Source organism: Streptomyces sp. NPDC052042 (genome assembly GCF_044548345.1).
Classification (GTDB): Bacteria; Actinomycetota; Actinomycetes; order Streptomycetales; family Streptomycetaceae; genus Streptomyces.
Window position 1 is genome coordinate 1,232,966 of sequence record NZ_JBIUBU010000001.1, and the last position, 21,963, is coordinate 1,254,928.

Annotated in this window: 18 protein-coding genes and 1 rRNA gene; 8 read left to right on the top strand and 11 right to left on the bottom strand. The window is 70.5% G+C overall.

From position 1 onward, the window contains the following. Positions 1-60 precede the first annotated feature (60 nt). Positions 61-732, bottom strand: coding sequence for an HAD family hydrolase (locus ACIHCL_RS05190; RefSeq protein WP_399857015.1), 672 nt, complete (start codon positions 730-732; stop codon positions 61-63). 81 nt (positions 733-813) lie between these two features. Beyond that, positions 814-1,320 carry a DUF6912 family protein gene (locus ACIHCL_RS05195; RefSeq protein WP_399857017.1) on the bottom strand — a complete coding sequence of 169 codons (507 nt, stop codon included), beginning with the start codon at positions 1,318-1,320 and terminating at the stop codon, positions 814-816. Between the two features lie 290 nt (positions 1,321-1,610). Between ACIHCL_RS05195 and ACIHCL_RS05200 the strand changes: the two genes are divergently transcribed. Beyond that, positions 1,611-2,039 carry an Rv3235 family protein gene (locus tag ACIHCL_RS05200; protein ID WP_399857019.1) on the top strand — a complete coding sequence of 143 codons (429 nt, stop codon included), beginning with the start codon at positions 1,611-1,613 and terminating at the stop codon, positions 2,037-2,039. 297 nt (positions 2,040-2,336) lie between these two features. On the opposite strand, the gene secA is transcribed toward ACIHCL_RS05200, so the two are convergent. Then, positions 2,337-5,153, bottom strand: coding sequence for a preprotein translocase subunit SecA (gene secA / locus ACIHCL_RS05205; RefSeq protein WP_399857020.1), 2,817 nt, complete (start codon positions 5,151-5,153; stop codon positions 2,337-2,339). A 240-nt stretch (positions 5,154-5,393) separates the two neighbouring features. Here secA and ACIHCL_RS05210 point away from each other — a divergent pair, with 240 nt between their 5' ends. Together ACIHCL_RS05210 and ACIHCL_RS05215 are read left to right on the top strand one after the other, a co-directional pair. Continuing rightward, positions 5,394-5,975 (top strand): GNAT family N-acetyltransferase, encoded by a 582-nt coding sequence (locus tag ACIHCL_RS05210; RefSeq protein ID WP_399857022.1) that lies wholly within the window; start codon positions 5,394-5,396, stop codon positions 5,973-5,975. 185 nt (positions 5,976-6,160) lie between these two features. Further along, the gene (locus tag ACIHCL_RS05215) at positions 6,161-7,336 is read left to right on the top strand and encodes a winged helix-turn-helix domain-containing protein (RefSeq protein WP_399857024.1); all 1,176 of its coding nucleotides are present in this window, start codon (positions 6,161-6,163) and stop codon (positions 7,334-7,336) included. 141 nt (positions 7,337-7,477) lie between these two features. Here the strand turns inward: ACIHCL_RS05215 and ACIHCL_RS05220 are convergent, their stop codons facing one another. The 7 genes from ACIHCL_RS05220 to mtnA all read right to left on the bottom strand — a co-directional run bounded on the left by ACIHCL_RS05220 (position 7,478) and on the right by mtnA (position 16,015). Continuing rightward, positions 7,478-8,218 (bottom strand): response regulator, encoded by a 741-nt coding sequence (locus ACIHCL_RS05220; protein WP_399857026.1) that lies wholly within the window; start codon positions 8,216-8,218, stop codon positions 7,478-7,480. 186 nt (positions 8,219-8,404) lie between these two features. Then, on the bottom strand, positions 8,405-9,094 hold the full coding sequence (gene hpf / locus ACIHCL_RS05225; RefSeq protein ID WP_399857028.1) for a ribosome hibernation-promoting factor, HPF/YfiA family: 690 nt from the start codon (positions 9,092-9,094) through the stop codon (positions 8,405-8,407). Positions 9,095-9,412: 318 nt separating this feature from the next. After that, positions 9,413-10,180 carry a ComF family protein gene (locus tag ACIHCL_RS05230; RefSeq protein WP_399857029.1) on the bottom strand — a complete coding sequence of 256 codons (768 nt, stop codon included), beginning with the start codon at positions 10,178-10,180 and terminating at the stop codon, positions 9,413-9,415. A gap of 111 nt (positions 10,181-10,291) precedes the next feature. Then, positions 10,292-12,112, bottom strand: a complete 1,821-nt coding sequence (locus tag ACIHCL_RS05235) for an LpqB family beta-propeller domain-containing protein (RefSeq protein WP_399857167.1) — start codon at positions 12,110-12,112, stop codon at positions 10,292-10,294. Positions 12,113-12,146: 34 nt separating this feature from the next. Next, positions 12,147-14,174 (bottom strand): MtrAB system histidine kinase MtrB, encoded by a 2,028-nt coding sequence (gene mtrB / locus ACIHCL_RS05240; RefSeq protein ID WP_399857031.1) that lies wholly within the window; start codon positions 14,172-14,174, stop codon positions 12,147-12,149. Between the two features lies 1 nt (position 14,175). Continuing rightward, positions 14,176-14,865 (bottom strand): two-component system response regulator MtrA, encoded by a 690-nt coding sequence (gene mtrA / locus ACIHCL_RS05245; RefSeq protein WP_007448372.1) that lies wholly within the window; start codon positions 14,863-14,865, stop codon positions 14,176-14,178. Between the two features lie 4 nt (positions 14,866-14,869). Further along, complete coding sequence (gene mtnA / locus ACIHCL_RS05250) at positions 14,870-16,015, bottom strand: S-methyl-5-thioribose-1-phosphate isomerase (RefSeq protein ID WP_399857032.1); 1,146 nt, start codon at positions 16,013-16,015, stop codon at positions 14,870-14,872. Between the two features lie 140 nt (positions 16,016-16,155). On the opposite strand from mtnA, the gene ACIHCL_RS05255 reads away from it, so the two are divergent. Genes ACIHCL_RS05255 through ACIHCL_RS05275 form a run of 5 tightly spaced genes read left to right on the top strand, consistent with a single transcriptional unit; the run spans position 16,156 to position 21,555 of the window. Continuing rightward, entirely contained in the window at positions 16,156-17,352 is a 1,197-nt protein-coding gene (locus tag ACIHCL_RS05255; RefSeq protein ID WP_399857033.1) for a glycerophosphoryl diester phosphodiesterase membrane domain-containing protein, read from the top strand. 4 nt (positions 17,353-17,356) lie between these two features. After that, positions 17,357-18,046 carry a DUF4129 domain-containing protein gene (locus ACIHCL_RS05260; RefSeq protein ID WP_399857035.1) on the top strand — a complete coding sequence of 230 codons (690 nt, stop codon included), beginning with the start codon at positions 17,357-17,359 and terminating at the stop codon, positions 18,044-18,046. After that, the gene (locus ACIHCL_RS05265; protein WP_399857037.1) at positions 18,043-19,236 is read left to right on the top strand and encodes a DUF4350 domain-containing protein; all 1,194 of its coding nucleotides are present in this window, start codon (positions 18,043-18,045) and stop codon (positions 19,234-19,236) included. The genes ACIHCL_RS05260 and ACIHCL_RS05265 overlap by 4 nt, the downstream gene beginning before the upstream one ends. After that, entirely contained in the window at positions 19,233-20,234 is a 1,002-nt protein-coding gene (locus tag ACIHCL_RS05270) for an AAA family ATPase (RefSeq protein WP_399857039.1), read from the top strand. Before ACIHCL_RS05265 ends, ACIHCL_RS05270 begins: the two co-directional genes overlap by 4 nt. 10 nt (positions 20,235-20,244) lie before the next feature. Next, a complete protein-coding gene (locus ACIHCL_RS05275) occupies positions 20,245-21,555 on the top strand; it encodes a DUF58 domain-containing protein (protein ID WP_399857041.1) in 1,311 nt (436 codons plus the stop codon). A gap of 152 nt (positions 21,556-21,707) precedes the next feature. Here ACIHCL_RS05275 and rrf read toward each other — a convergent pair. Beyond that, positions 21,708-21,824 (bottom strand): 5S ribosomal RNA (gene rrf, locus ACIHCL_RS05280). Positions 21,825-21,963: the final 139 nt, after the last annotated feature.

Sequence of the window (21,963 nt, forward strand, 5' to 3'; positions counted from 1 at the left end):
CGGCGAGCGACGGCCGGCACGTGGGGGACGCCCGCCGCGTGCCGGCCGGTCGGCCTCATGTCATCCGGTGATCCGCAGGGCCAGGTCGGCCGCTTCGGCCAGGCTGTCGACCACCGGCACCCCGGCCGCCTCCAGGCTGGCCCTGCTGTGCGACCCCCCGGTGTAGAGCACGGCCTTCGCGCCGATGTGGGCCGCGGCCACGGCGTCGTCCACGGCATCGCCGATGACCACCGTGTACTCGGGGGAAATTCCGTCCAGTGCGGTGATGTGGCGTTCCATGTGGTGGGCCTTGCTGCCGCCGGACGGGCCGGTGCGCCCGTCCACCCGCAGGAAGTGCCCCTCGATGCCGTATCCCCGCACCACGGGGACCAGGTGCTCGTGCCCGTACATGCTCAGCAGCGACTGGCTGCCGCCGTTCAGCCCCCACCGGGCGAGCAGGCCCGCGGCGCCCTCGGTCAGCCCGCAGGCGGCCCGCTGCTCGGCGTAGTGCCGATGGAAGACCACGTCCATCCGCTCCCACTCCTCGTCCGTGGGGAGCCGTCCCATCAGCCGCTCGTAGAAACGGGGGATCGGGACGCAGTACATCTCGCGGTACTGCTCCAGTGTGATCGGCTCCAGCCCGACCTCGCCGAACGCGGCGTTCGTCGCCCCGACGACCGCGGCGTTGTCGTCGAGCAGCGTGCCGTTCCAGTCCCAGACCAGGTGCGTTCCGTGCTTCCCGTGCGTCCCCATGCCGTAGAAAATACCTCCCGGGTCCGACAGTCCCTGCCTCGCGCCCGTTCTGTACCTCAGCACTTCGCGCCCGCCCTGTACTCAGCCGATCAGGTTCGGGATCTCCTGGATGCCGAACCACAGCAGCTCGTGGTCCTCGGCGCCGTCCACGGTGAACTGCGCGTCGTCGTCACCGAGGTCCGCCGCGCCCAGTGCCGCCGCCGCCGCGCCGACGTCCTTCCCGACATCATCCGCGTCGACGTGCACGGAGGCGGCCGCGGTCAGCGGCACCGGCGAGGCGAGGCGCACCTCGCCGAGCGACGACGCGTCGAGAGCGCGGTCCGGATCGGCCACGGCCGCGCCTTCCGGTACGTCCACGGCGACGACGACCCTCCGCCGCACGGCCTCGGGGTCCACGGCGATGAGCCGCAGCGAGGCGGCGGCGGCCCGGCTGAGCGCCGCGTACTCCAGCTCCTCGATGTCGTCGGAGACGTACCACTCGCGCAGCCCGGGGGTCACCGCATAGGCGGTCAGCGGACCGGGACCGATCTCGCCCGCACGGTGCGCCGCTGCGAGACCGGAAAGGGTCAGGGGGACGTACACGCGCATGACTGGCCGCTTTCGTAGTCGGAATCGCCCTCAGGATACGTGCGACGTCCTCCTTTGGGGCTACGCGGACCGGGCCCACCGCCGTCCACCCGGCGCCGCTTCTCACCCTGCCCGTGCCCGCCGCACACCCCGTACGCCACCGCCTTCATCACCCGGATAGGTGATTCGCTCCGATCGTGCCCTGCGCCACACCGACGCTTGCGGGCACCTTCGAGCCGCCGTAGAAGGTCCCCATCGAAAGTTACCGCCCGGTACTGATCCGGGCCTCTGAAGCACGGGGGCGATGCGCGTTGAGCACGAACAGGACCCGGCCCGCCGGGCGCCACGACCGCTGCAGGCCCGAGACCGTGCCTCCGCAGCGCACGAGGGCCGCGCGGCGTGTCCGGCCCCATCACTGGTTCGCCGAGCGCCTGCTGGCCGTCCTCAGCGGCCAGCGCCCCGTGCACTGGATGCTCGGGCACACCATCGGCGAGGCGTACGACCAGCTGGCCGAACTGGCCCCGCACAGCCCGCTGCGGGCCGTCGGCGCCCGGCCCGTGATCCGCATGTGCCATGGCGCCCAGCCCGTGCCGGGGGTGGTGGAGGCATGCGCGAGCATCTCCTCGGGCGAGCGGGTACGGGCCATCGCCTTCCGGCTGGAGCTGGGCAGGGACCTGCGCTGGCGCTGTGCGGCGGTGGAGCTGGGCGACGAGTGCCTGCCCGCGGCGGCGCCCCGATGAACGCCCCGCTCCGGCGGTCCTCCGGCGTCCGGAAAACCGCTCCCCGGCCCCGTCCCCCCGTGAGCGCTCCCGCACCGGCACTTCCCCGGCGCCCCAAAGCCCCGCTCCCGACCCCGGGACGCGCGCTCCGCGCCGGGGGAGCCGTGCCGCGGGCCCGTGCCCGCCGCACCGCACCGCAGCGGCCCCGACGCCCCGCGCGGGCGGCCGGGAACGCACCGGAGCCGGGCACCCACGAGGAGTGCCCGGCCCCGGCCGCACCGTGCTCCGCCCGCCACCCGTACGGTGACGGGCGCGGTGTCACTTCTTCCGGCGGCGCCCGCCTCCACCGCTCTTCTGGGCCTTGCGCCGCTCCGCACGGGTCATCCCGTCCGAGGCGGACACCGGGGCGCCGCCGTTGGAGAAGTCGCCCTCGACGACCCCGCCCTCGCCGTCGACCGTCGGGGCGGAGAAGTGCAGCCGGTCCGGACGCTGCGGGGCGTCGAGCCCCTTGGCCCGGATCTCGGGACGCGCCGCGGGCACGAGGTCCTCCTTGGCGGGCGAGGGCTGCTCGGCCTCGTCCTGCACCGGGACCTCCTCGACGTGCTGCTCGACCTGGACCTCCAGGTTGAACAGGTAGCCGACGGACTCCTCCTTGATGCCCTCCATCATGGCGTTGAACATGTCGAAGCCCTCGCGCTGGTACTCGACCAGCGGGTCCTTCTGCGCCATGGCGCGCAGGCCGATGCCCTCCTGGAGGTAGTCCATCTCGTAGAGGTGCTCACGCCACTTGCGGTCCAGGACCGACAGCACCACACGCCGCTCCAGCTCGCGCATGATGTCCGAGCCGAGCTGCTTCTCGCGCGCGTCGTACTGCTCGTGGATGTCGTCCTTGACGGACTCGCCGATGAACTCGGCGGTGATCCCGGCCCGGTCGCCGGCCGCCTCCTCCAGGTCCTCGACGGTGACCTTCACCGGGTAGAGCTGCTTGAACGCGCCCCACAGCCGGTCCAGGTCCCACTCCTCGGCGAAGCCCTCGGCGGTCTCCTGGCGGATGTAGTCGTCGATCGTGTCGTCCATGAAGTGACGGACCTGGTCCTGCAGGTCCTCGCCCTCCAGGACCCGGCGGCGCTCGCCGTAGATGACCTCGCGCTGCCGGTTGAGCACCTCGTCGTACTTCAGGACGTTCTTGCGCGTCTCGAAGTTCTGCTGCTCGACCTGCGACTGGGCCGACGCGATGGCCCGCGTCACCATCTTGTTCTCGATCGGCACGTCGTCCGGCACATTGGCCATCGACATGACGCGCTCGACCATCTGCGCCTTGAACAGCCGCATCAGGTCGTCCCCCAGCGACAGGTAGAAGCGGGACTCGCCCGGGTCGCCCTGACGGCCGGAACGACCGCGCAGCTGGTTGTCGATACGCCGCGACTCGTGCCGCTCGGTACCCAGGACGTAGAGCCCTCCGAGCGCCTTGACCTCCTCGAACTCCGCCTTCACGGCCTGCTCGGCCTTCTCCAGCGCGGCGGGCAGGGCGGCGGCCCACTCCTCGACGTGATCGACGGGGTCGAGACCGCGCTGGCGCAGCTCGGCCTCGGCGAGGTCGTCGGGGTTGCCGCCGAGCTTGATGTCGGTGCCTCGTCCGGCCATGTTCGTGGCAACCGTGACGGCGCCCTTCCGGCCGGCCTGGGCGACGATCACCGCTTCCCGGTCGTGCTGCTTGGCGTTGAGGACCTCGTGGTGGACCCCGCGCTTGGACAGCTGCTGCGAGAGGTACTCGGACTTCTCGACCGACGTGGTGCCGACCAGGATCGGCTGGCCCTTCTCGTGCTTGTCCGCGATGTCGTCGACGACCGCGGCGAACTTCGCGACCTCGGTCCGGTAGATCAGGTCGGACTGGTCGACGCGCTGCATCGGCCGGTTCGTCGGGATCGGGACGACGCCCAGCTTGTAGATCTGGTGGAACTCGGCGGCCTCGGTCATCGCCGTACCGGTCATGCCGGAGAGCTTGTCGTAGAGGCGGAAGAAGTTCTGCAGGGTGATCGTGGCGAGCGTCTGGTTCTCGTCCTTGATGTCCACCCCTTCCTTCGCCTCGATCGCCTGGTGCATGCCCTCGTTGTAGCGGCGACCGGCGAGGATACGGCCGGTGTGCTCGTCGACGATCATGACCTCGCCGTCGATGACGACGTAGTCCTTGTCCTTCTTGAAGAGTTCCTTGGCCTTGATGGCGTTGTTGAGGTACCCGACGAGCGGGGTGTTCACCGACTCGTAGAGGTTCTCGATGCCGAGCCAGTCCTCGACCTTCGAGACGCCAGGCTCATGGATGGCAACGGTCCGCTTCTTCTCGTCGACCTCGTAGTCGCCGGTCTCCTCGATGCCCTTGAGCGGATTGCCCGCCTCGCCCTTGGTCAGGCGCCGGACCAGCCTGGCGAAGTCGCCGTACCACTTGGTGGCCTGGTCGGCCGGGCCGGAGATGATCAGCGGCGTACGGGCCTCGTCGACGAGGATCGAGTCGACCTCGTCGACCACCGCGAAATTGTGGCCGCGCTGGACGAGTTCGTCCGCGGACCAAGCCATGTTGTCACGGAGGTAGTCGAAGCCGAACTCGTTGTTCGTGCCGTACGTGATGTCGCAGTTGTACTGCTCGCGGCGCTGGGCCGGCGTCATGTTGGCGAGGATGCACCCGACGGACAGGCCGAGGAACTTGTGGACCCGTCCCATCAGCTCGGAGTCGCGCTCGGCCAGGTAGTCGTTGACCGTGATCAGGTGCACGCCCTTGCCGGACAGCGCGTTGAGATACGTGGGCAGGGTGCCGACCAGGGTCTTGCCCTCACCGGTCTTCATCTCGGCCACATAGCCGAGGTGCAGGGCCGCTCCACCCATGATCTGAACGTCGTAGTGGCGCTGTCCGAGGACCCGCTTGGCGGCTTCACGGACGGTGGCGAACGCCTCGGGGAGCAGGTCGTCCAGGCTCTCGCCGTCCGCGTACCGTTCCTTGTACTCGTCGGTGAGCACCCGCAGCTCGGCGTCGGAGAGGTTGATGAAGTCCTCTTCGATGGAGCTGACCTGGTCCGCGATGCGGTGCAGTTTGCGCAGGATCTTGCCTTCGCCTGCACGCATGAGCTTGTTGAAGACGGACACTGAGGCTGGTCTCCTTGCCGGTCGGGCCTGGCACTGGGTCGGATGTGGACACTGGCGCGGGCGTGGTGGGCGGGCCCCACCGCAACGGCCATCGTAAGGGAGGACCCCGCCGGGCCGGGAGGGCCGCCGCCGCGTCGCCTTGCGCCATTCCCCTTTCAGTCAACGGGCGGGAGGCTCCGAAGGTGCCGCGAAGTCCGAAAAGTGTTCGCATCCCGGCCGCAGTCTCACCAGAATCCGCTCATGGAGCCGATCACCCTCACTGCCGAACGCCTGCTGCTGCGCCCCTTCGCCGAAGACGACGTGGACGCGGTCCACGCCGCCTGTCAGGACCCCGACATCCGGCGCTGGACGGTCGTTCCCTCCCCCTACGGCCGTGCCGACGCGGAGTCCTTCGTGCGCGAGCTGTGCCCGGCCGGCTGGCGCGACGACTCCGCGTACAACTTCGCGGTGGTGCGGCGCGAGGACGGGGCTCTGGTGGGCGCCCTCGAAATCACGCACCGCAACCTTCCGGGCACGTACGAGGTGGGGTTCTGGGCCGCCAAGGAGCACCGGGGCCACGGCTACACGGCGGAGGCGGTGCTGGCCGCCGCCCGCTGGACCTTCGCCTCGCTCGGCGGTGACCGACTGGAGTGGCGCGCCGAGACCGGCAACACCGCCTCGCGCGCCGTGGCACTGCGGTGCGGCTTCCGGATGGAGGGGGAGCAGCGGTCGGGACTGTTCAACAAGGGGGTACGGCGAGACGCCTGGGTCGGCGCGCTGCTTCCGTCCGATCTGGGTCTGCCGGGCAACCAGCCCTATCTGCCCGCGACCGCGAGCGCCTGATCTCCGGTGCCGCCCCGGCCCGTCGAACGCGCCTTTCCCCTCCCGTCGGCCGGTCGCCGCACCGCCCCCGCTGCCCCGTCCCCGCCGCTCCTCCTGGCCTCCGACCGCTGCGGAACCGGACGGCCCGCCCCCCGGTTCACGGACTCCGCGACCGGTTGTCAGTGCCTGCCTCTAAGGTGCGGGACATGACGCTCGTGCCGCCTCCCGCCATGGAACTCTCCGCCGACCAGGCGCGCAGGATAGCCCTGCGCGCCCAGGGCTTCCTGGGTGCGCCGAACCGCAGGGCCGGGGTTCCGGGGGTGCTGCGGCATCTCGGTGCCGTCCAGCTCGACACGATCTCGGTGCTGGCACGTTCGCACGAACTGGTTCCGTACGCGCGCCTCGGCGCGGTCGGCCGGCCCACGGTCGAGGGGGCGTACTGGTCGGGCGGCCGCACCTTCGAGTACTGGTCGCACGCGGCCTGTGTCCTCCCGGTCGAGGAGTGGCCGCACTTCGCGTTCCGCCGCCGCGCCTACCGCTCCCGTCCCCAGTGGCACCACGATCTGCCGGACGGCGCCTACGAGACGGTGATCAGGCAGTTGCGCGCCGAGGGCCCGCTGACGGCCACGGAACTGGGCGGCGCGAAGAACGGCGGCGAGTGGTGGGACTGGTCGGAGTCGAAGGTCGCCGTCGAGCGCGCCCTGATGTACGGCGAGGTGGTGTGCACCGAACGCCGCGGCTGGAAGCGGGTGTACGACCTCGCCGAGCGGGCCCTGCCCGACGCCGTGCTGCACGACGATCTCGACGACGCGGAGTGCCTGCGCCGGCTGGTGGCGCTGGCGGGGCGGGCCCTGGGCATCGGCACCCGCGCCGACATCGCGGACTACCACCGGCTCAAGGGCGAGCAATTCGACGCGGTCGTGGCGGACTGCGGCCTGGTGCCGGTGACGGTACGGGGCTGGGCGAAGCCCGCCTGGGCCGACCCGGCGGCGCTGGCCTCGGAGCCGCGCGGGCGGCACCGCACGACCCTGCTGTCGCCGTTCGACTCCCTGGTCTGGGAGCGGGCGCGCACGGAGCGGCTCTTCGGCTTCACCCACCGCCTGGAGGCGTACGTCCCCAAGGCCAAGCGGATACACGGGTATTTCGCGATGCCACTGCTGGCGGGCGGAAGGCTGGTGGGCCGAGTGGACCCGGCGCGGGAAGGCAACACCCTGGTCGCCCGTCAGGTCTCCCTGGAGAGCCGCAAGGCGGTGGTGCCGATGGCCGAGGCACTGGTGGAGGCCGCGTCCTGGGTCGGCTGCACGGACGTCCGGCTGGAGCGGGTCGACGCCCCGGAACTGCGTGGGCCGCTCGTTCAGGAGGTCGCCCGCGCCCTGGCGTGAGCACGCCTTCGCGGAGCGTCCGCGCCTCCCACACCGTGGGCACGCCCTTCCGTGACCGTGCCACACCTTCCGGCGAGACCATCGTGTGCGGCACCGGCCGGCCCCGGTGCCGTCACCCCGCCCGCCGTACCGCCGGACCGGTCACCTGATTTCCAGGATCTTCTCCCGCATGGCATAGACCACGGCCTCCATCCTGGAGTGCAGCTGAAGCTTCTCCAGGATGTTGCGGACGTGGTTCTTCACGGTGTTCTCGGAAATGAACAGCTCCTTCGCGATATCGCGATTGTTCATGCCGGTCGCGACGAGCTTCAGCACTTCGAGTTCCCGGTCGGTGAGCCGCGGCGCCGGCACCAGCCTGCGCTCGTCGGTCCGCTGGATCATCGACTTGAACTCGGTGAGCAGTTTCGACGCCATGGACGGGCTGATCTGGGACTGCCCGTCGGCGACCGCGCGGATCGCCGTGGCCACCTCGTCCGTGGAGATCTCCTTGAGGAGATACCCGGTGGCGCCCGCCTTGATCGCGTCGTAGAGGTCGGCCTCCTCATCGCTGATCGTCAGCATGATGATCTTCGCGCTGGGTGCCACTTCCTTGATCGACGTACACGCCTCGATGCCGCCGCGCCTGGGCATCCGCACGTCCATCAGCACGATGTCGGGCAGCAGGTCGGCGGCCTTGTCGACCGCCTCCGCCCCGTCCCCGGCCTCACCCACGACCTGGATGTCCTCCTCCTGGGCGAGGACGATCTCCAAGCCTCTGCGGAAGAGCGCGTGGTCGTCCACGACGAGGACCCGGATCGGCTCCTTGTGACAACCGCCGTCCGCGTCCGCACCGGCGTCGTCGGCGTGATGCGCATCGCGCACGGGCCCGAAGGCGTCCGCCATCGTTCCTCCCCCTGAAGGCCATGGCCTGAAGTTCACAACTGTCCGCCAACAACGTTTCTCAGAACTGCCGTTGGCCTGGAACGACATGATTTCATGCCTGGACGTCCGAGCGGTGATGCCATGGACCGCACACGTGTGCCCCTGGGGGCGCACAGACGCTCCAGGGGCACCGTGAGAGGGGTGACGTCAGCCGCCGAGCGCACCGCCCGCGCCGCTCGCCCCGTCGGCCGCGAGCGGATCGGTCCTCAGGTGGATGACACCGTAGTCATAGGCATGCCGCCGGTAGACGACACTGGGTTCCTTCGTCTCGGAGTCGACGAACAGATAGAAGTCGTGCCCGACCAACTCCATCTCGTAGAGCGCCTGGTCGAGCGACATCGGTGCGGCGACGTGCGTCTTCTCGCGCATCACCAGCGGTCCTTCGCCCTGGACCTCCAGGGAACCGATCCTGGTCGTCGGGACGGACGGAGCCGCTTCGCCGGGAACCAGCTCGCCCTCGCCGTTGAACGACGCGGCGTTCGGAACGGCCTCGGCCACCTCGGCTGCGGAAATCCGCCCGTTGCCCCGGCGGCTGTAGCGCTTGTCGTGCTGCCTGCGCAGCCGGGCCTCCAGCTTGCCGGTGGCCAGGTCGAGCGCGGCGTACGGATCGCCCGCCGCGGCTTCCGCCCGGATGACCGGACCACGGGACCGGAGCGTGATCTCCACTCGGTCGGAACGGTCGGCCTGACGGGGATTCGGCTCCTTGGACACCTCGACGTCGAGGCTGATCACCTTGCCGTCGAACTTCTGGATCTTGTCCAGCTTCAGCTTCTCGGCCACGTGCTTGCGGAACCGCTCGGGCACCTCGGTCTTGCGGCCCTTGACGACGATGTCCACGCAGAACTCCGTTCCCGGATCGCTCCGCTCAGCGGCGGAGCATCTCCCTTTTTCACCAGGCTCCGGTGATGACCGGAACCGCGGACTGGGTGACGTCCACCTCCTCCCCCCAGCGACGGGGCCCCGCCCCGCCGAATTCCCGTTTCCGGGCTGCCGGTGAGTTACCTGCCCGAAACCTGGCGGTGCATTCATTGAGGTCCGGCATTCACCATTCCTCACCACTGAACATAGCCTGCCGGGCCGTATCTCGGCACCCGCTACTCGCGCGTACCTCCGTTCAGGTCTTTTTACTCACTCACTACCTGCAACGATGCGGGTTCAAAGAGAGTTCCGGTTTATTTCGAAAGCCGATGGGGAAACGGCCACGACGGCAGCCTGTCGGCTGCCGGGCGCGGCCATCGCATGCCCGCCGCCGTACGGGGCCCGCCCGCACTCCGCGTCGAGCGCCCGGGCCGCCTCCGCCAGCGAAGCGCCGGTCGTCATCAGATCGTCCACCAGCACCGCCCTTCCCGTGGCGAGGAGCCGCCCGCCCCCGGACACGACCGTCAGCGCCCCCGCGAGGTTCCGCTGCCGCTGCCGGGCTCCCAGCCCCACCTGGTCGGCCACCACCCGCCGCTGCCGGAGCACCGGCACCACCCGCGCCGGAACACCTCCCCGCCGCAACTCGGCGGCGGCGGCCAGCGCGATCCGCCGCATCGGATCATGACCTCGCGCCGCCACGGCCCGCCGCGCCGACGGCACGGGCACCAGCAACAGCGGCTCCACCGTCCGCGCCCGCCGCAGCGCCCCGGACCACTCCGCCCCGGACCGTACGGCCCCGGCCAGCGCCATGCCGAGCGCCCCGGCCAGGCCCAGTGCCCCGCGCTCCTTGTGGGCCAGGAGCACCGCGCGCACCGCGTTCTCGTACGGCGCGGCCGCGTGCACCACCGGCAGGCCCGCAGGCTCGGGCACCGGCCTCACCCGGCGCGGAACTCCTCCGGAAAGATCCAGCCGGCAGTCTTCGCACAGCTCCGCGCGCGGCCTGCCGCAACCGCCGCAGGCCACCGGCAGGACCAGTCCGGAGATCTCCCGCCACAGCCCCCGCATGAGTCCACTGTGCACGCACCGGGAGCGCGCTGCCACCCCTGTGGAAAACCCGGCGGCCCCGCACCGCGGCGGCCCGGGAGCGCGCGCTCCCGGGCCGGGTGGACCCAGTCCTCAGCCCGGGTAGACCAGCGACGTGCCGTCCTCGACCACGGTCTGCCAGTTGTCGCCCGGGGACAGCTTCACTATCCCGTCGTTCCGGGTCGCGGCCATCAGCGGCAGTTGCTCGTCGTCCGCCGCCGCGATCGACGACACCTCGTTCAGACCGGGCAGAATGCCCGAGGCGGGCGACGAACCGTCCGCCTGCACATAACGCACCTGCTGGACGCCGCCCTCCTCCCTGCCGACCACCGCGAGACGGCTGCGCCCCGACCACGACATCGCCGTGACATCCGTCAACTGCGGTGCGGCCTGCCGGAGATCCACCACCGAGAGCTGCTGCTCCTCCCCCGTCCCGTGGCGCTCGATCCGGCCGATCTTCAGGCGTCGGCCGCCGTCCTCGGTCACCAGGAGCGCGATGCGCACACCGTCCGCGGACAGCCGCAGGGCCTCGATCCGGCCCTCGGCCAGGCTCGGCACGGCGACCTCCCGAGGCTTGCCGGTGCCTCCCGGCACCCGCAGCAGCCGGGGCCCGCGCGGGTCCCGGTCGGCCACCCAGAGATCGCCCCGCGCGTCCCAGCTCGGCGCCGACAGGCGGTCGTTCTGCTTCTTGGCCCGGCTGGTCACCAGGGGTCGGGGAAGCTCACCGTCCGAGACGATGGAGGACACGTAGAGGAAGGTCCTGTTGTGTGTGACCGCTGCCGCCGACTGCTCGTCCCTGGCCACCCCGACCTCGCCCATTTGCGGCCCGCTACCGAACGGGCCCGCCACCGGCTCCGGGGTGCCGGTGCCCCTGGTGCTGCCGGGTATGCGCTCCACATGGCCCTTGGCATCGATGAAGTACTGGCTGTCCGGCCCGCTCGACGAACCGTCGGGGGCGAACTCCTCGGCCTGGTCCGCCTCGAGGACGCACAGCTGGGAACCGTCCGAGCGCAGCAGCTGGACCTGCTCGATCCGAGCGGACGTCAGATCGCGCAGCGTGTACAGGACCTGCGAGGCCATCATGCGGCAGGAGCGCTGCCCGACCCCGTCCGCCTTCTTGCCGAGCGGGATCCTCAGAACGTTGCGGTCGTCGAGGCCGAGCGAGGTGACGCCCTGTTTCAGCGTCGTACCGGTGGGAAAGCGGGAGCGGACCACCGGACGCAGCCAACTGGTCGGTCCCGCCAGGAGGCTGCGGACCGCCTGCGTCACGGTGTCCATGCCCGTGACGGGGTCCGTACGGCTGCGCAGGTAGACGGGGTCGGCGACCAGTGTCGAATGTTCGGTCGTGCGCCCCGCGGCGAAGTAGTACTTGTCCACCGAGCGGTAGAGGCGTCTGAAGTCCGACTGCCCGAGCAGCAGTCCGTCGGGCACGTTGTCGATGCGCCACTCCTTGCCGCCCGGCCCGGTCTCCCTCACCAGGTGCAGGGTCTCGTGGTACTCCGTGGGCGCGAGCGGCTGGTAGGCGCTCTGGCCGTCGACCGTCGCCACCTTCTCACCGGTCAGGGTGTACGCGAGTTCCGTGACTCCGGGATCTCTGTCGTTCAGCGGGCGGTCGCTGCGGTTGGGCGCCTTGGCGAGCACGGTGGTGAACGCGCTCGGCTTCCAGGTCTTCGCGGCCCTTCGCGTGAGGTACTTGCGCGTCGTCCTGAAATTCGAGTCGTCGCTGGTCATGGACTCCAGGAAGCCATCGACGATCTCGTTGGGGGTGGCGTCGTCACGCGGCGCCACGGCGTACACCTGCACCTGGGAGTCACCGGGCTGCGAGCCGCCGCCGACGGGCCTGACGTCCCCGGTGACGGGCATCGAACTGCAGGCGGACAGCAACATGACACCGCACCCGAGCAGAGCGATCATCTTCGGTACGCGTCCAGGGGCGTCCTTGCGACGATCAGTTCCCACGACTGGTGTCCCCCCGCTCCTGTTGCCGTACCGCGGTGCCGTTCTCGCCCCCGGCCCCTTCGCCCGCCCGGTCCTCGGCGGGACGTGCGACCACGCGTGCCCCGTTGCCGGGCAGCGCCGCCGGATGCACCGAGGGCGGCGCCGGGTGAGCCGCGGCGGGGCGGGGCGGCACCGTCGGCCCCGGTCGGTCGCTGTCCCCGGGCTGGGCCGGCACGGCCGTCAGCCGATGTCCTCCCGCAGGACCGGACACGGCCCGCTCCCGGTTCTCCCGGTTGCGCCGGGAGTCCTCCGGTTCCAGGGGTATCGGAGAGCCGCGCAGCGGTTCGTCCGCCGTCCGCGGCAAGGTCAGCCGGAACTGCGAACCTCCGCCGGGCTCGCCCCACGCCTGCAGCCAGCCGCCGTGCAAGCGGGCGTCCTCGACGGCGATGGACAGCCCGAGGCCGGTGCCGCCGGTGGTCCGCGCACGGGCCGGGTCGGCCCGCCAGAAGCGGTTGAACACGCGCGTCGCCTCGCCCGGCTTGAGCCCCACCCCGTAGTCGCGGACGGCCACGGCGACCGCTCCCCCGGCCGCCCCCATGCGCACCACGACGTCCCGGCCCTCACCGTGCTCGACGGCGTTGACGACCAGGTTGCGCAGGACGCGCTCCACCCGGCGCGCGTCGGCCTCCGCGATCACCGGCTGCCCGTCGCCGACCACCCTGATCCGGGTGCCCTTGCGCTCGGCCAGCGGTTCGGCCCCGCCGATCACCCGGTGCACGACCTGCCGCAGGTCTATCGGCTCGGCCTCCAGCGCCGCCGCACCCGCGTCGAAGCGGCTGATCTCCAGCAGGTCCGAGAGCAGCGACTCGAACCGGTCGAGTTGGTCCCCGAGCAGTTCCGCGGAACGTGCCGTCACCGGATCGAACTCGCTGCGCGCCTCGTGGATGACATCGGCGGCCATCCGTACGGTCGTCAGAGGCGTCCGGAGCTCGTGGGAGACGTCGGAGACGAAACGCCGCTGCATCCGGGACAACTCCTCCAGCTGCTGGATCTTCAGCTGCAGGTTCTGCGCCATCTTGTTGAAGGCCTCGCCGAGCCGGGCGATGTCGTCCTCGCCGGTGACCTTCATCCGTTCCTGAAGCCTGCCGGCGGAGAGCCGCTCGGCGACCCCCGCGGCCATCCGCACGGGGGTGACGACCTGGCGCACCACGAACCACGCGATGGCGCCGAGCAGCACGACGACGAACAGCCCCGCCGTCGCCAGCGTGCCCTTGATCAGTGTCAAGGACTTCTCCTCCTGCGTGAGCGGGAAGAGGTAGTAGAGCTGGTACGGGTTGTGGTCGATGTCGTACAGCCGCTTGCCGACGACGAGCCCGGGCTGCGGGTCCTGACCGTTCGCGTACCGGATCAGGGAGTACGTCTGGAACGCCCCGGGCCCCTCGTTCACCGCGTCCCGCAGGCTCTGCGGGATGCTCGCCGCCTCCACGCTGCCCGAGCCGCGCGGCGCGCGCGTGCCTTCGTCCGCACTGAGCGCCACCACGTTGAAGGCGTTCTTCCCGCCGCTGGCGAGCTGGTCGACGAGCTCGGTCCGCCAGGAGTTGTTGGCCGTCATGCCGTCCGCGGTGTCACCGCCCTGCCCACCGGGGGCGAGCGGGGCGTTCGCCTTCTCCTGGGCCGCGGCGAAGCCGCCGAGCGCCTGGGTCTGAGCGGCCTTGCCCTTCGCGTCGAGCAGGCCGTTGCGCACCTGCCCGATCACGACCAGCCCGAGGAGCAGCACGACGGTGAGCGACATCAGCAGTGTGCCCGCGACGACCCGCAACTGGAGATTGCGCCGCCACAGCCGTACGGCGGGCAGCAGCGGGCGGCGCACCCAGCGCATCAGCAGCCGTGGCACCGGACCGCCGAGCGCACGGTCGTGGAGCAGCCGTCCGCCTTTCAAGAGGCGCCCGATCCGGGAAGCCCTGTGCCCCGGGGCGGTAGCCCGCTCCGCACGGGCTCCCGGCTCCCCGGGCCGCGGAGCGGCACCGCTCGGAGGCATGTCAGCTCGGTCCGGCCTTGTAACCGACGCCTCGGACGGTCACCACGATCTCGGGCCGCTCCGGGTCCTTCTCGACCTTGGAACGCAGTCGCTGGACGTGCACGTTCACCAACCGGGTGTCGGCGGCATGACGGTAGCCCCACACCTGCTCCAGCAGCACCTCGCGGGTGAACACCTGCCAGGGCTTGCGCGCCAGCGCGACCAGCAGGTCGAACTCCAGCGGAGTGAGTGCGATCGACTGCCCCTCACGCTTCACCGAGTGCCCGGCCACGTCGATGACCAGATCCCCGATGGTGAGCTGCTCCGGTGCAGGCTCCTCGGACCTCCGCAGGCGCGCCCTGATCCGGGCGACCAGCTCCTTGGGCTTGAACGGCTTCACGATGTAGTCGTCGGCCCCGGACTCCAGACCCACCACCACGTCGACCGTGTCGCTCTTGGCCGTGAGCATGACGATCGGCACACCCGACTCGGCCCTGATCAACCGGCAGACCTCGATGCCGTCCCTTCCGGGCAACATCAGATCCAGCAGCACCAGGTCCGGCTTGGCCTCACGAAACGCAGCGAGCGCTTTGTCGCCGTCCGCTACGAACGACGGCTCGAACCCCTCACCACGCAGCACAATCCCGAGCATCTCGGCCAGTGCGGTGTCGTCATCGACGACAAGGACGCGTCCCTTCATAATCGACATCATCCCATTAGCCAATCGTCACCTGCGATGACCTGGCGCACAGCTCCGCGAGTCCGGCCCCGGTGACCGGGGAGACCGCGCCCTCCTCCGTGACGATCGCCGTGACCAGCTCCGGCGGTGTGACGTCGAACGCCGGGTTGTAGGCGACGGTTCCGGCCGGTGCCACGGCCACCCCGGCGGCTTCGCCCCCCGCCACCCCACCCTGCGGGTTCGTGAACTCGGTCACTTCGTTTCCCCCTCGTTGTTCCACGGTGATCGACGCACCGTCCGTAGTGTCCAGATCCACGGTCGTGGTCGGCGCCACCACGATGAACGGTACGTGGTGGTACTTCGCGAGCACGGCCAGCGGGTAGCTCCCCACCTTGTTCGCCACCGAGCCGTCCGCCGCGATGCGGTCGGCTCCGATGAGCACGGCGTCCACCTTCCCGGCGGCGAACAAGGACCCTGCGGCGTTGTCCGTGAGCAGGCGGTACGGCATACCGTTGCGCGCCGCCTCGTACGCGGTCAGCCGGGCCCCCTGCAGCAGCGGACGCGTCTCGTCCACCCACAGCCGGCTCAGCCGCCCTTCCCGGTGTGCCGCCAGCGCCACCGCGAAGGCGGTGCCCTCACCGCCCGAGACCAGCGCCCCGGTGTTGCAGTGCGTCAGCAGCCGGTGCCCGCCACCCGGCAGGAGTTCGTCCAGGAGAGCGAGCCCGTACCGCGCCATCCGCGTACTGGCCTCGGCGTCCTCCCGGTGCAGCGCCCTCGCCTCGGCCAGGGCTGCCTGCGCGGCCCTTTGGGGATCCGCCCCTCTCTCCCCCGCAGCCCGGTACGCGGCTTCGGCCCGCCGTGCCCCGTACGCGAGGTTCACCGCGGTGGGTCGCGCCCCCGCCAGCAGCCCGGCGGCCTCTTCGACGTCGTCCCCCCGAGCGGCGGCGAGCGCCACCCCGTAGGCCCCGGCGATGCCCAGCAACGGCGCACCGCGCACCGCCAGTGTCTGGATCGCCCGCACCAGCGCGGGGACATCGGGGCATACCAGCTCGGCCTCCTCCGAGGGCAGCCGCGTCTGGTCGAGAAGCACCAGCACGGGCCCTTCGGGCAGTTCGTCCCAGCGGAGTACGGAAAGGGCGGGAGGCTCGACGCCCGCCGGCGGTCGCTCGTCCTGATCAGCCATCCGCCCAGTCTGCCCGGTGAGCCGCCCCGGATGAAGGCACGAAGGAAATACCGCGCCCAACCCCCGACAGGGCGACGCGTGGCACGATGGGCTGCCGACCTGCCGTGCAGATGAGCGGACAGGACCGTTAAGGAGCGAGCATGAACGACACTCCGGGCTGGGCCTCGCCCGGATCCGCCCCCTCCGAGAGCCAGGGGGCGGACGTCCCCCGCCCCTCGGAGCCGGCCGACGGCACCGGTCCAGCAGGCACGTGGTCCCCGGACCAGCCGCCGGCGGCACAGTGGTCCCCGCCGAACGCCCCCGGCCCCGGAGCGCCGCCTTCCGGCCCCGGCTGGGGCGTCGGGCCCCGGGGGCCGGGCTGGCAGCAGCCACCTGCCGTGGCCAAGCCCGGCGTCATCCCGCTGCGTCCGCTCGGCGTCGGCGAGATCCTCGACGCCACGGTCTCCACGATGCGCACCCACTGGCGCACCGTGCTCGGCATCTCGCTGACCGTGTCCGTGATCGCCGAGATCGCGACGATCGTCGTACAGCGCTATCTGCTGCCGACGAACACGGCGATCGACCCGTACGCCACCGGGCCCGAAGCACTCCGGCAGGCCGCCGAGTCCGCGCGGTCCACGCTGCTCACCGGCGCGTCGTCCATCCCCATCACCATGATCGCCACACTGTTCACCACGGCGGTGCTGACCGTGGTGATCAGCCGCTCGGTGCTGGGCCACCCCGTGTCGCTCGCCGAGGCCTGGGCCGAGGCCCGGCCGAGGCTTCCGCAGTTGCTCGGCCTGACCCTGCTGCTGACCCTGATGAGTGTCGCGATCATGGCCCTCGGTGTTCTGCCGGGCCTGCTGATCGGCTCCGTGGCCGGTGCCGGGCTCATCGTCCTCGGCTTCCCCGCGGCATTCGTCGTCGCCCTCTGGCTGATGGTCCGATTCTCCCTCGCCCCGCCGGCTCTGATGCTGGAGCGCCAGTCGATCACGGCCTCCATGCGCCGTTCCGCGAAACTGGTCAAGAACACATGGTGGCGAATCTTCGGTGTGCTGGCTCTCAGCTGGCTGCTGATCATCGTCGTGGCCGTGGTCATCGCCATTCCATTCACCCTCATCGCGCTGATCGTGGAAGGCAGTGGGGCCGACTCCCTCCTCGCCGACGGTTCCATGTACTCCAGCTGGCCGTTCCTGATCATCTCGGGCATCGGCCAGGTGATCACCACGACGATCACCTACCCCCTGTCCGCCGGCGTAATGGCCCTGCTCTACATCGACCAGCGCATCCGCCGCGAGGCACTGGACCTCGAACTCGCCCGTGCGGCGGGTCTGCCCGGATACGACACCAGGAGCTGATGCAGTGCCGGGGGTGGGGGGATGGACAGCGGCACACCCGCTGATCCTGGCGAACGGCGGCATACCCGTGGACACCCCGCGTGTTCCCGCTCGTGAGGCCGCGGAGCACGAGTTGTCCAAGCCGATGTACCACGAGAACGATCCCGGTCTCCTCCGGCGCGGTCTCGACCAGCTCTGGAACTGGACCGAGGACCTTCTGAGCACGGCCTCCGGCGCGGCACCGGGCGGCCCGCTCGGCCTGGTCGTGCTCACATTGGTCGCCGTCGGCCTGGTGGCCGCGCTCTGGTGGCGGCTGGGCACCCCGCACCGCATCGTGCGCGCCGCCGACCCCCTCTTCGATGACGCCCCGCGTACGGCGGCCGAGCACCGGACGGCCGCCGAGGCCCACACGGCCGCCCATCGCTGGAACGAGGCGGTCCAGGAACGCACACGCGCCATCGTGCGCTCCTTGGAGGAGCGAGCCCTGATCGACCCACGCCCCGGGCGCACCGCCGACGAGGCCGCCGCCGAGGCCGCGCGCCTGCTGCCCTCGCACGCCACGCGCCTCCGTGCCGCCGCCCGCGACTTCGACGACGTCACGTACGGGGGCCGCACCGCGGACCAGCGGATGTACCTGACCATGCGGGAACTGGACATCGATCTCGAAGCCGCGAAACCTCTCCTGGCGACCGCGGCCCGGGGAGCTTCTGAATGACCGGGACCGCCGCCGTCTCCACCACCTCCGCCTCCTCCGCTCCACGCCAGGTCTGGTCGCGTGTCCGCGGGCTTCTGCTCGCTCTTCTCGTGCTGATCGTCGCGGGAGTCGTTCTGGCGGCCATGCGCTCCGGAGATCAGCACGGCCGTCTCGACCCGCGCTCCGCCGACCGCTACGGCAGCCGGGCCGTCGCCGAGCTCCTCAAGGAGCGTGGCGTCTCCGTTCGCGTCGCCACCACCCTGGACGAGGCCACGGCCGGTGTCGGCCCCGACACCACGTTGCTCGTGACCTCCCCCGATGCGCTGACACCTCACCAGCAGGATGAACTCCGGGCCAGGACCGCGCACTCGGGCGGTCGCACCGTTCTTCTCGCGGCGGGCCCTCCTTCCGTGGGCACCCTGGTCCCCGGCGTCCGTGCGAAGTCCGCCGGACCGACAAAGACCCGCACCCCCCAGTGCTCCCTGCTGGCCGCGCGCAGGGCGGGCGCCATCGAGGCGGGAGGCTTCCGCTATGCCGCGGGCGGCCTCGCCACCATCTCCTGCTTCCCGAGCGACGGCCTCCCGACCCTGCTCCTGTTCGAGCAGGGTGCCGGAGACACCGTGCTCCTCGGCTCCTCCGATCTCCTTCACAACGCCCGACTCGCCGACCAGGGCAACGCCTCCCTGGCCCTGCAACTTCTCGGCTCCCGCCCGCATCTGGTCTGGTACCTCCCCTCGCTCATCGACACCGAGCACAATGGCGGCGGCGAACCCGGCGACCGCGGCTTCACCGACCTGATCCCTCGTGGCTGGCTGTGGGGCACCCTGCAACTCGCCTTCGCCGCCCTGCTGGCCGCCGTATGGCGTGCCCGCCGTCTGGGTCCCCTGGTGACCGAACGACTGCCGGTCGCCATCCGCGCGTCCGAGGCAGCCGAGGGCCGAGCTCGGCTCTACCGCCGGACGAACGCACGGGGCCGGGCCGCCGACTCGCTGCGTTCCGCCACCCGGCTCCGTATCGCTGCCCTTCTCGGTGTCTCACCTCGCAACGCCCACTCCCCCACGACACTCCTCCCCGCTGTCTCCGCCCGCCTCGGCGGCGACGAGAGCCGACTCCGGCACCTGCTCTTCGGCCCGGCTCCGTCCGACGACACGGCCCTTGTCCAACTGGCAGATCAACTCGACACCCTCGAAAGAGAGGTACGCACCTCATGAGCGCCCCGCCCCCAGCGCCCGCCGGGACCACCGAGCCCTCCGCGAACGGCGACACCGCCCGCGCGTCACTGGAGGCGTTGCGCTCCGAAATCGCCAAGGCCGTGGTCGGCCAGGACCCCGCGGTGACCGGACTCGTCGTCGCTCTGCTGTGCCGGGGCCACGTCCTGCTCGAAGGCGTTCCCGGTGTGGCCAAGACCCTCTTGGTCCGGGCTCTCGCCGCCTCGCTCGAACTCGGCACCAAGCGCGTCCAGTTCACTCCGGACCTGATGCCGAGCGATGTCACCGGTTCTCTGGTCTACGACGCCCGCACGGCGGAGTTCTCCTTTCAGCCCGGTCCTGTCTTCACCAACCTGCTTCTCGCTGACGAAATCAACCGCACGCCTCCCAAGACCCAGTCCTCTCTCCTGGAAGCGATGGAGGAGCGCCAGGTCACCGTCGACGGCACCCCCCGGCCCCTGCCCGACCCGTTCCTCGTGGTGGCCACGCAGAATCCGGTCGAGTACGAGGGCACCTATCCGCTCCCGGAGGCCCAGCTGGACCGGTTCCTCCTGAAGCTGACGGTGCCCCTGCCGGCCCGTGACGAGGAGATCAACGTCCTCATCCGCCATTCCGAGGGCTTCAATCCGCGCGACCTCGCATCAGCCGGCATACGCCCCGTAGCCGGGATCGCCGACCTGGAAGCGGCTCGTGCCGCCGTTGCCCGGACCAAGGTCTCCCCCGAGATCGCCGGTTATGTCGTCGATATCTGCCGTGCCACGCGGGAATCCCCCTCGCTCTCCCTCGGCGTATCCCCCCGAGGCGCCACCGCACTGTTGTCGACCGCCCGTGCCTGGGCCTGGCTGACCGGCCGCGACTACGTCATTCCGGACGACGTGAAGGCGCTCGCCCTCCCCACCCTTCGCCATCGCATCCACTTGCGGCCCGAGGCGGAGATGGAGGGAGTCACCCCCGACTCCGTCATCACCTCGGTCCTCGCCCACGTCCCCGTACCCCGATGAGGCGCTGACCGTGGCCCTTACCGGACGTACCGCCCTGCTGGCCGCCCTGGGTTCACTCCCCGTAGGCATCCTGGCTCCAAGCTGGACCGGCCTGCTGGCGGTCAACGCACCGCTTTCCCTTGCGATTCTGTGCGACTACGCCCTGGCCGCGCCAGTGCGAACGCTTCAGTTCACCCGATCCGGTGATACAAGCGTTCGACTCGGTGAAACGGCCGAGGTGCAACTCACCGTGACCAATCCTTCCCGTCGACGGTTGCGGGCACAGCTTCGCGACGCCTGGCCGCCCAGCAGCTGGCCCACGGGCAAGGACCAGGCCGCGTCTCGTCACACGGTGACGGTCCCGGCGGGGGAACGCCGTCGACTGGCCACGCTTCTGCGGCCGGCTCGACGCGGTGACCGTCGCGCCGAACGGATCACGGTGCGCTCGTTCGGTCCTTTGGGGCTCGCCGCCCGGCAGGGAGATCATCATGTCCCATGGACCGTGCGCGCCCTGCCGCCCTTCACCAGCCGCAAGCACCTGCCGTCGCGCCTCGCCAGGCTGCGTGAACTCGACGGCCGGACCAGCGTTCTCACTCGTGGAGAGGGAACGGAGTTCGACAGCCTGCGGGACTACGTTCCCGGTGACGACACGCGCTCCATCGACTGGCGTGCCACGGCACGGCGGTCCGCCGTCGCAGTGCGCACATGGCGTCCCGAGCGCGATCGCCACATCCTCCTGGTGCTGGACACGGGTCGGACCTCAGCGGGGCGTGTCGGGAACGTGCCGCGTCTGGATGCCTCCATGGACGCGGCTCTGCTCCTCACCGCGCTCGCCACTCGCGCGGGCGACCGAGTCGATCTGCTCGCCTACGACCGCCGTGTCCGAGCCCATGTGCAGAGAAGGCCTGCCGGAGAGGTCCTGTCGGCCATGGTCGACGCGCTGGCACCGATCGAACCGGCGCTCGTGGAAACGGATGCCCAGGGCCTCGGCGCCGCCGCTCTCGCCAGCGCTCCTCGTGGGTCGTTGATCGTGCTTCTCACGGGCCTCGATGCCGCTCCTGTGGAGGAGGAGCTACTGCCGGTCCTGCGTCGTCTGACCCGACGCCACACCGTGCTGGTGGCCTCGGTGGCCGACCCGTACATCAAGAAGATGTCGGAGGCCAGGGGCACAGTGGACGCGGTCTACGAGGCTGCCGCCGGCGCACGGACCCAAGCCAGGCGGCTTCGCACCGCGGAGGAACTTCGGCGTCACGGCATCCTGGTCGTCGATGCCACCCCGGATGTTCTCGCTCCGGTTCTCGCCGACGCATATCTGTCACTCAAGGGAGCGGGCCGTCTCTGAGCCCTGCGCGCCCCCATACGTTGCTGCCCCCTCGAATACGAGGGGGGTTCCTTGAGGACAAGGGCGAGGCCAACCGGAGAGGGGGCCTGAATTGGCCGTAAACGCAGAAGGGCCCCGCACCACCAAGGGTGCGGGGCCCTCCCACAAAAACTGTTCGGCGGCGACCTACTCTCCCACAGGGTCCCCCCTGCAGTACCATCGGCGCTGAAAGGCTTAGCTTCCGGGTTCGGAATGTAACCGGGCGTTTCCCTAACGCAATAACCACCGAAACACTACGAAACAACCAGCAAAAAGCAGTTCGTTGTTTCAGAACCAACACAGTGGACGCGAGCAACTGAGGACAAGCCCTCGGCCTATTAGTACCAGTCAGCTCCACCCGTTACCAGGCTTCCACATCCGGCCTATCAA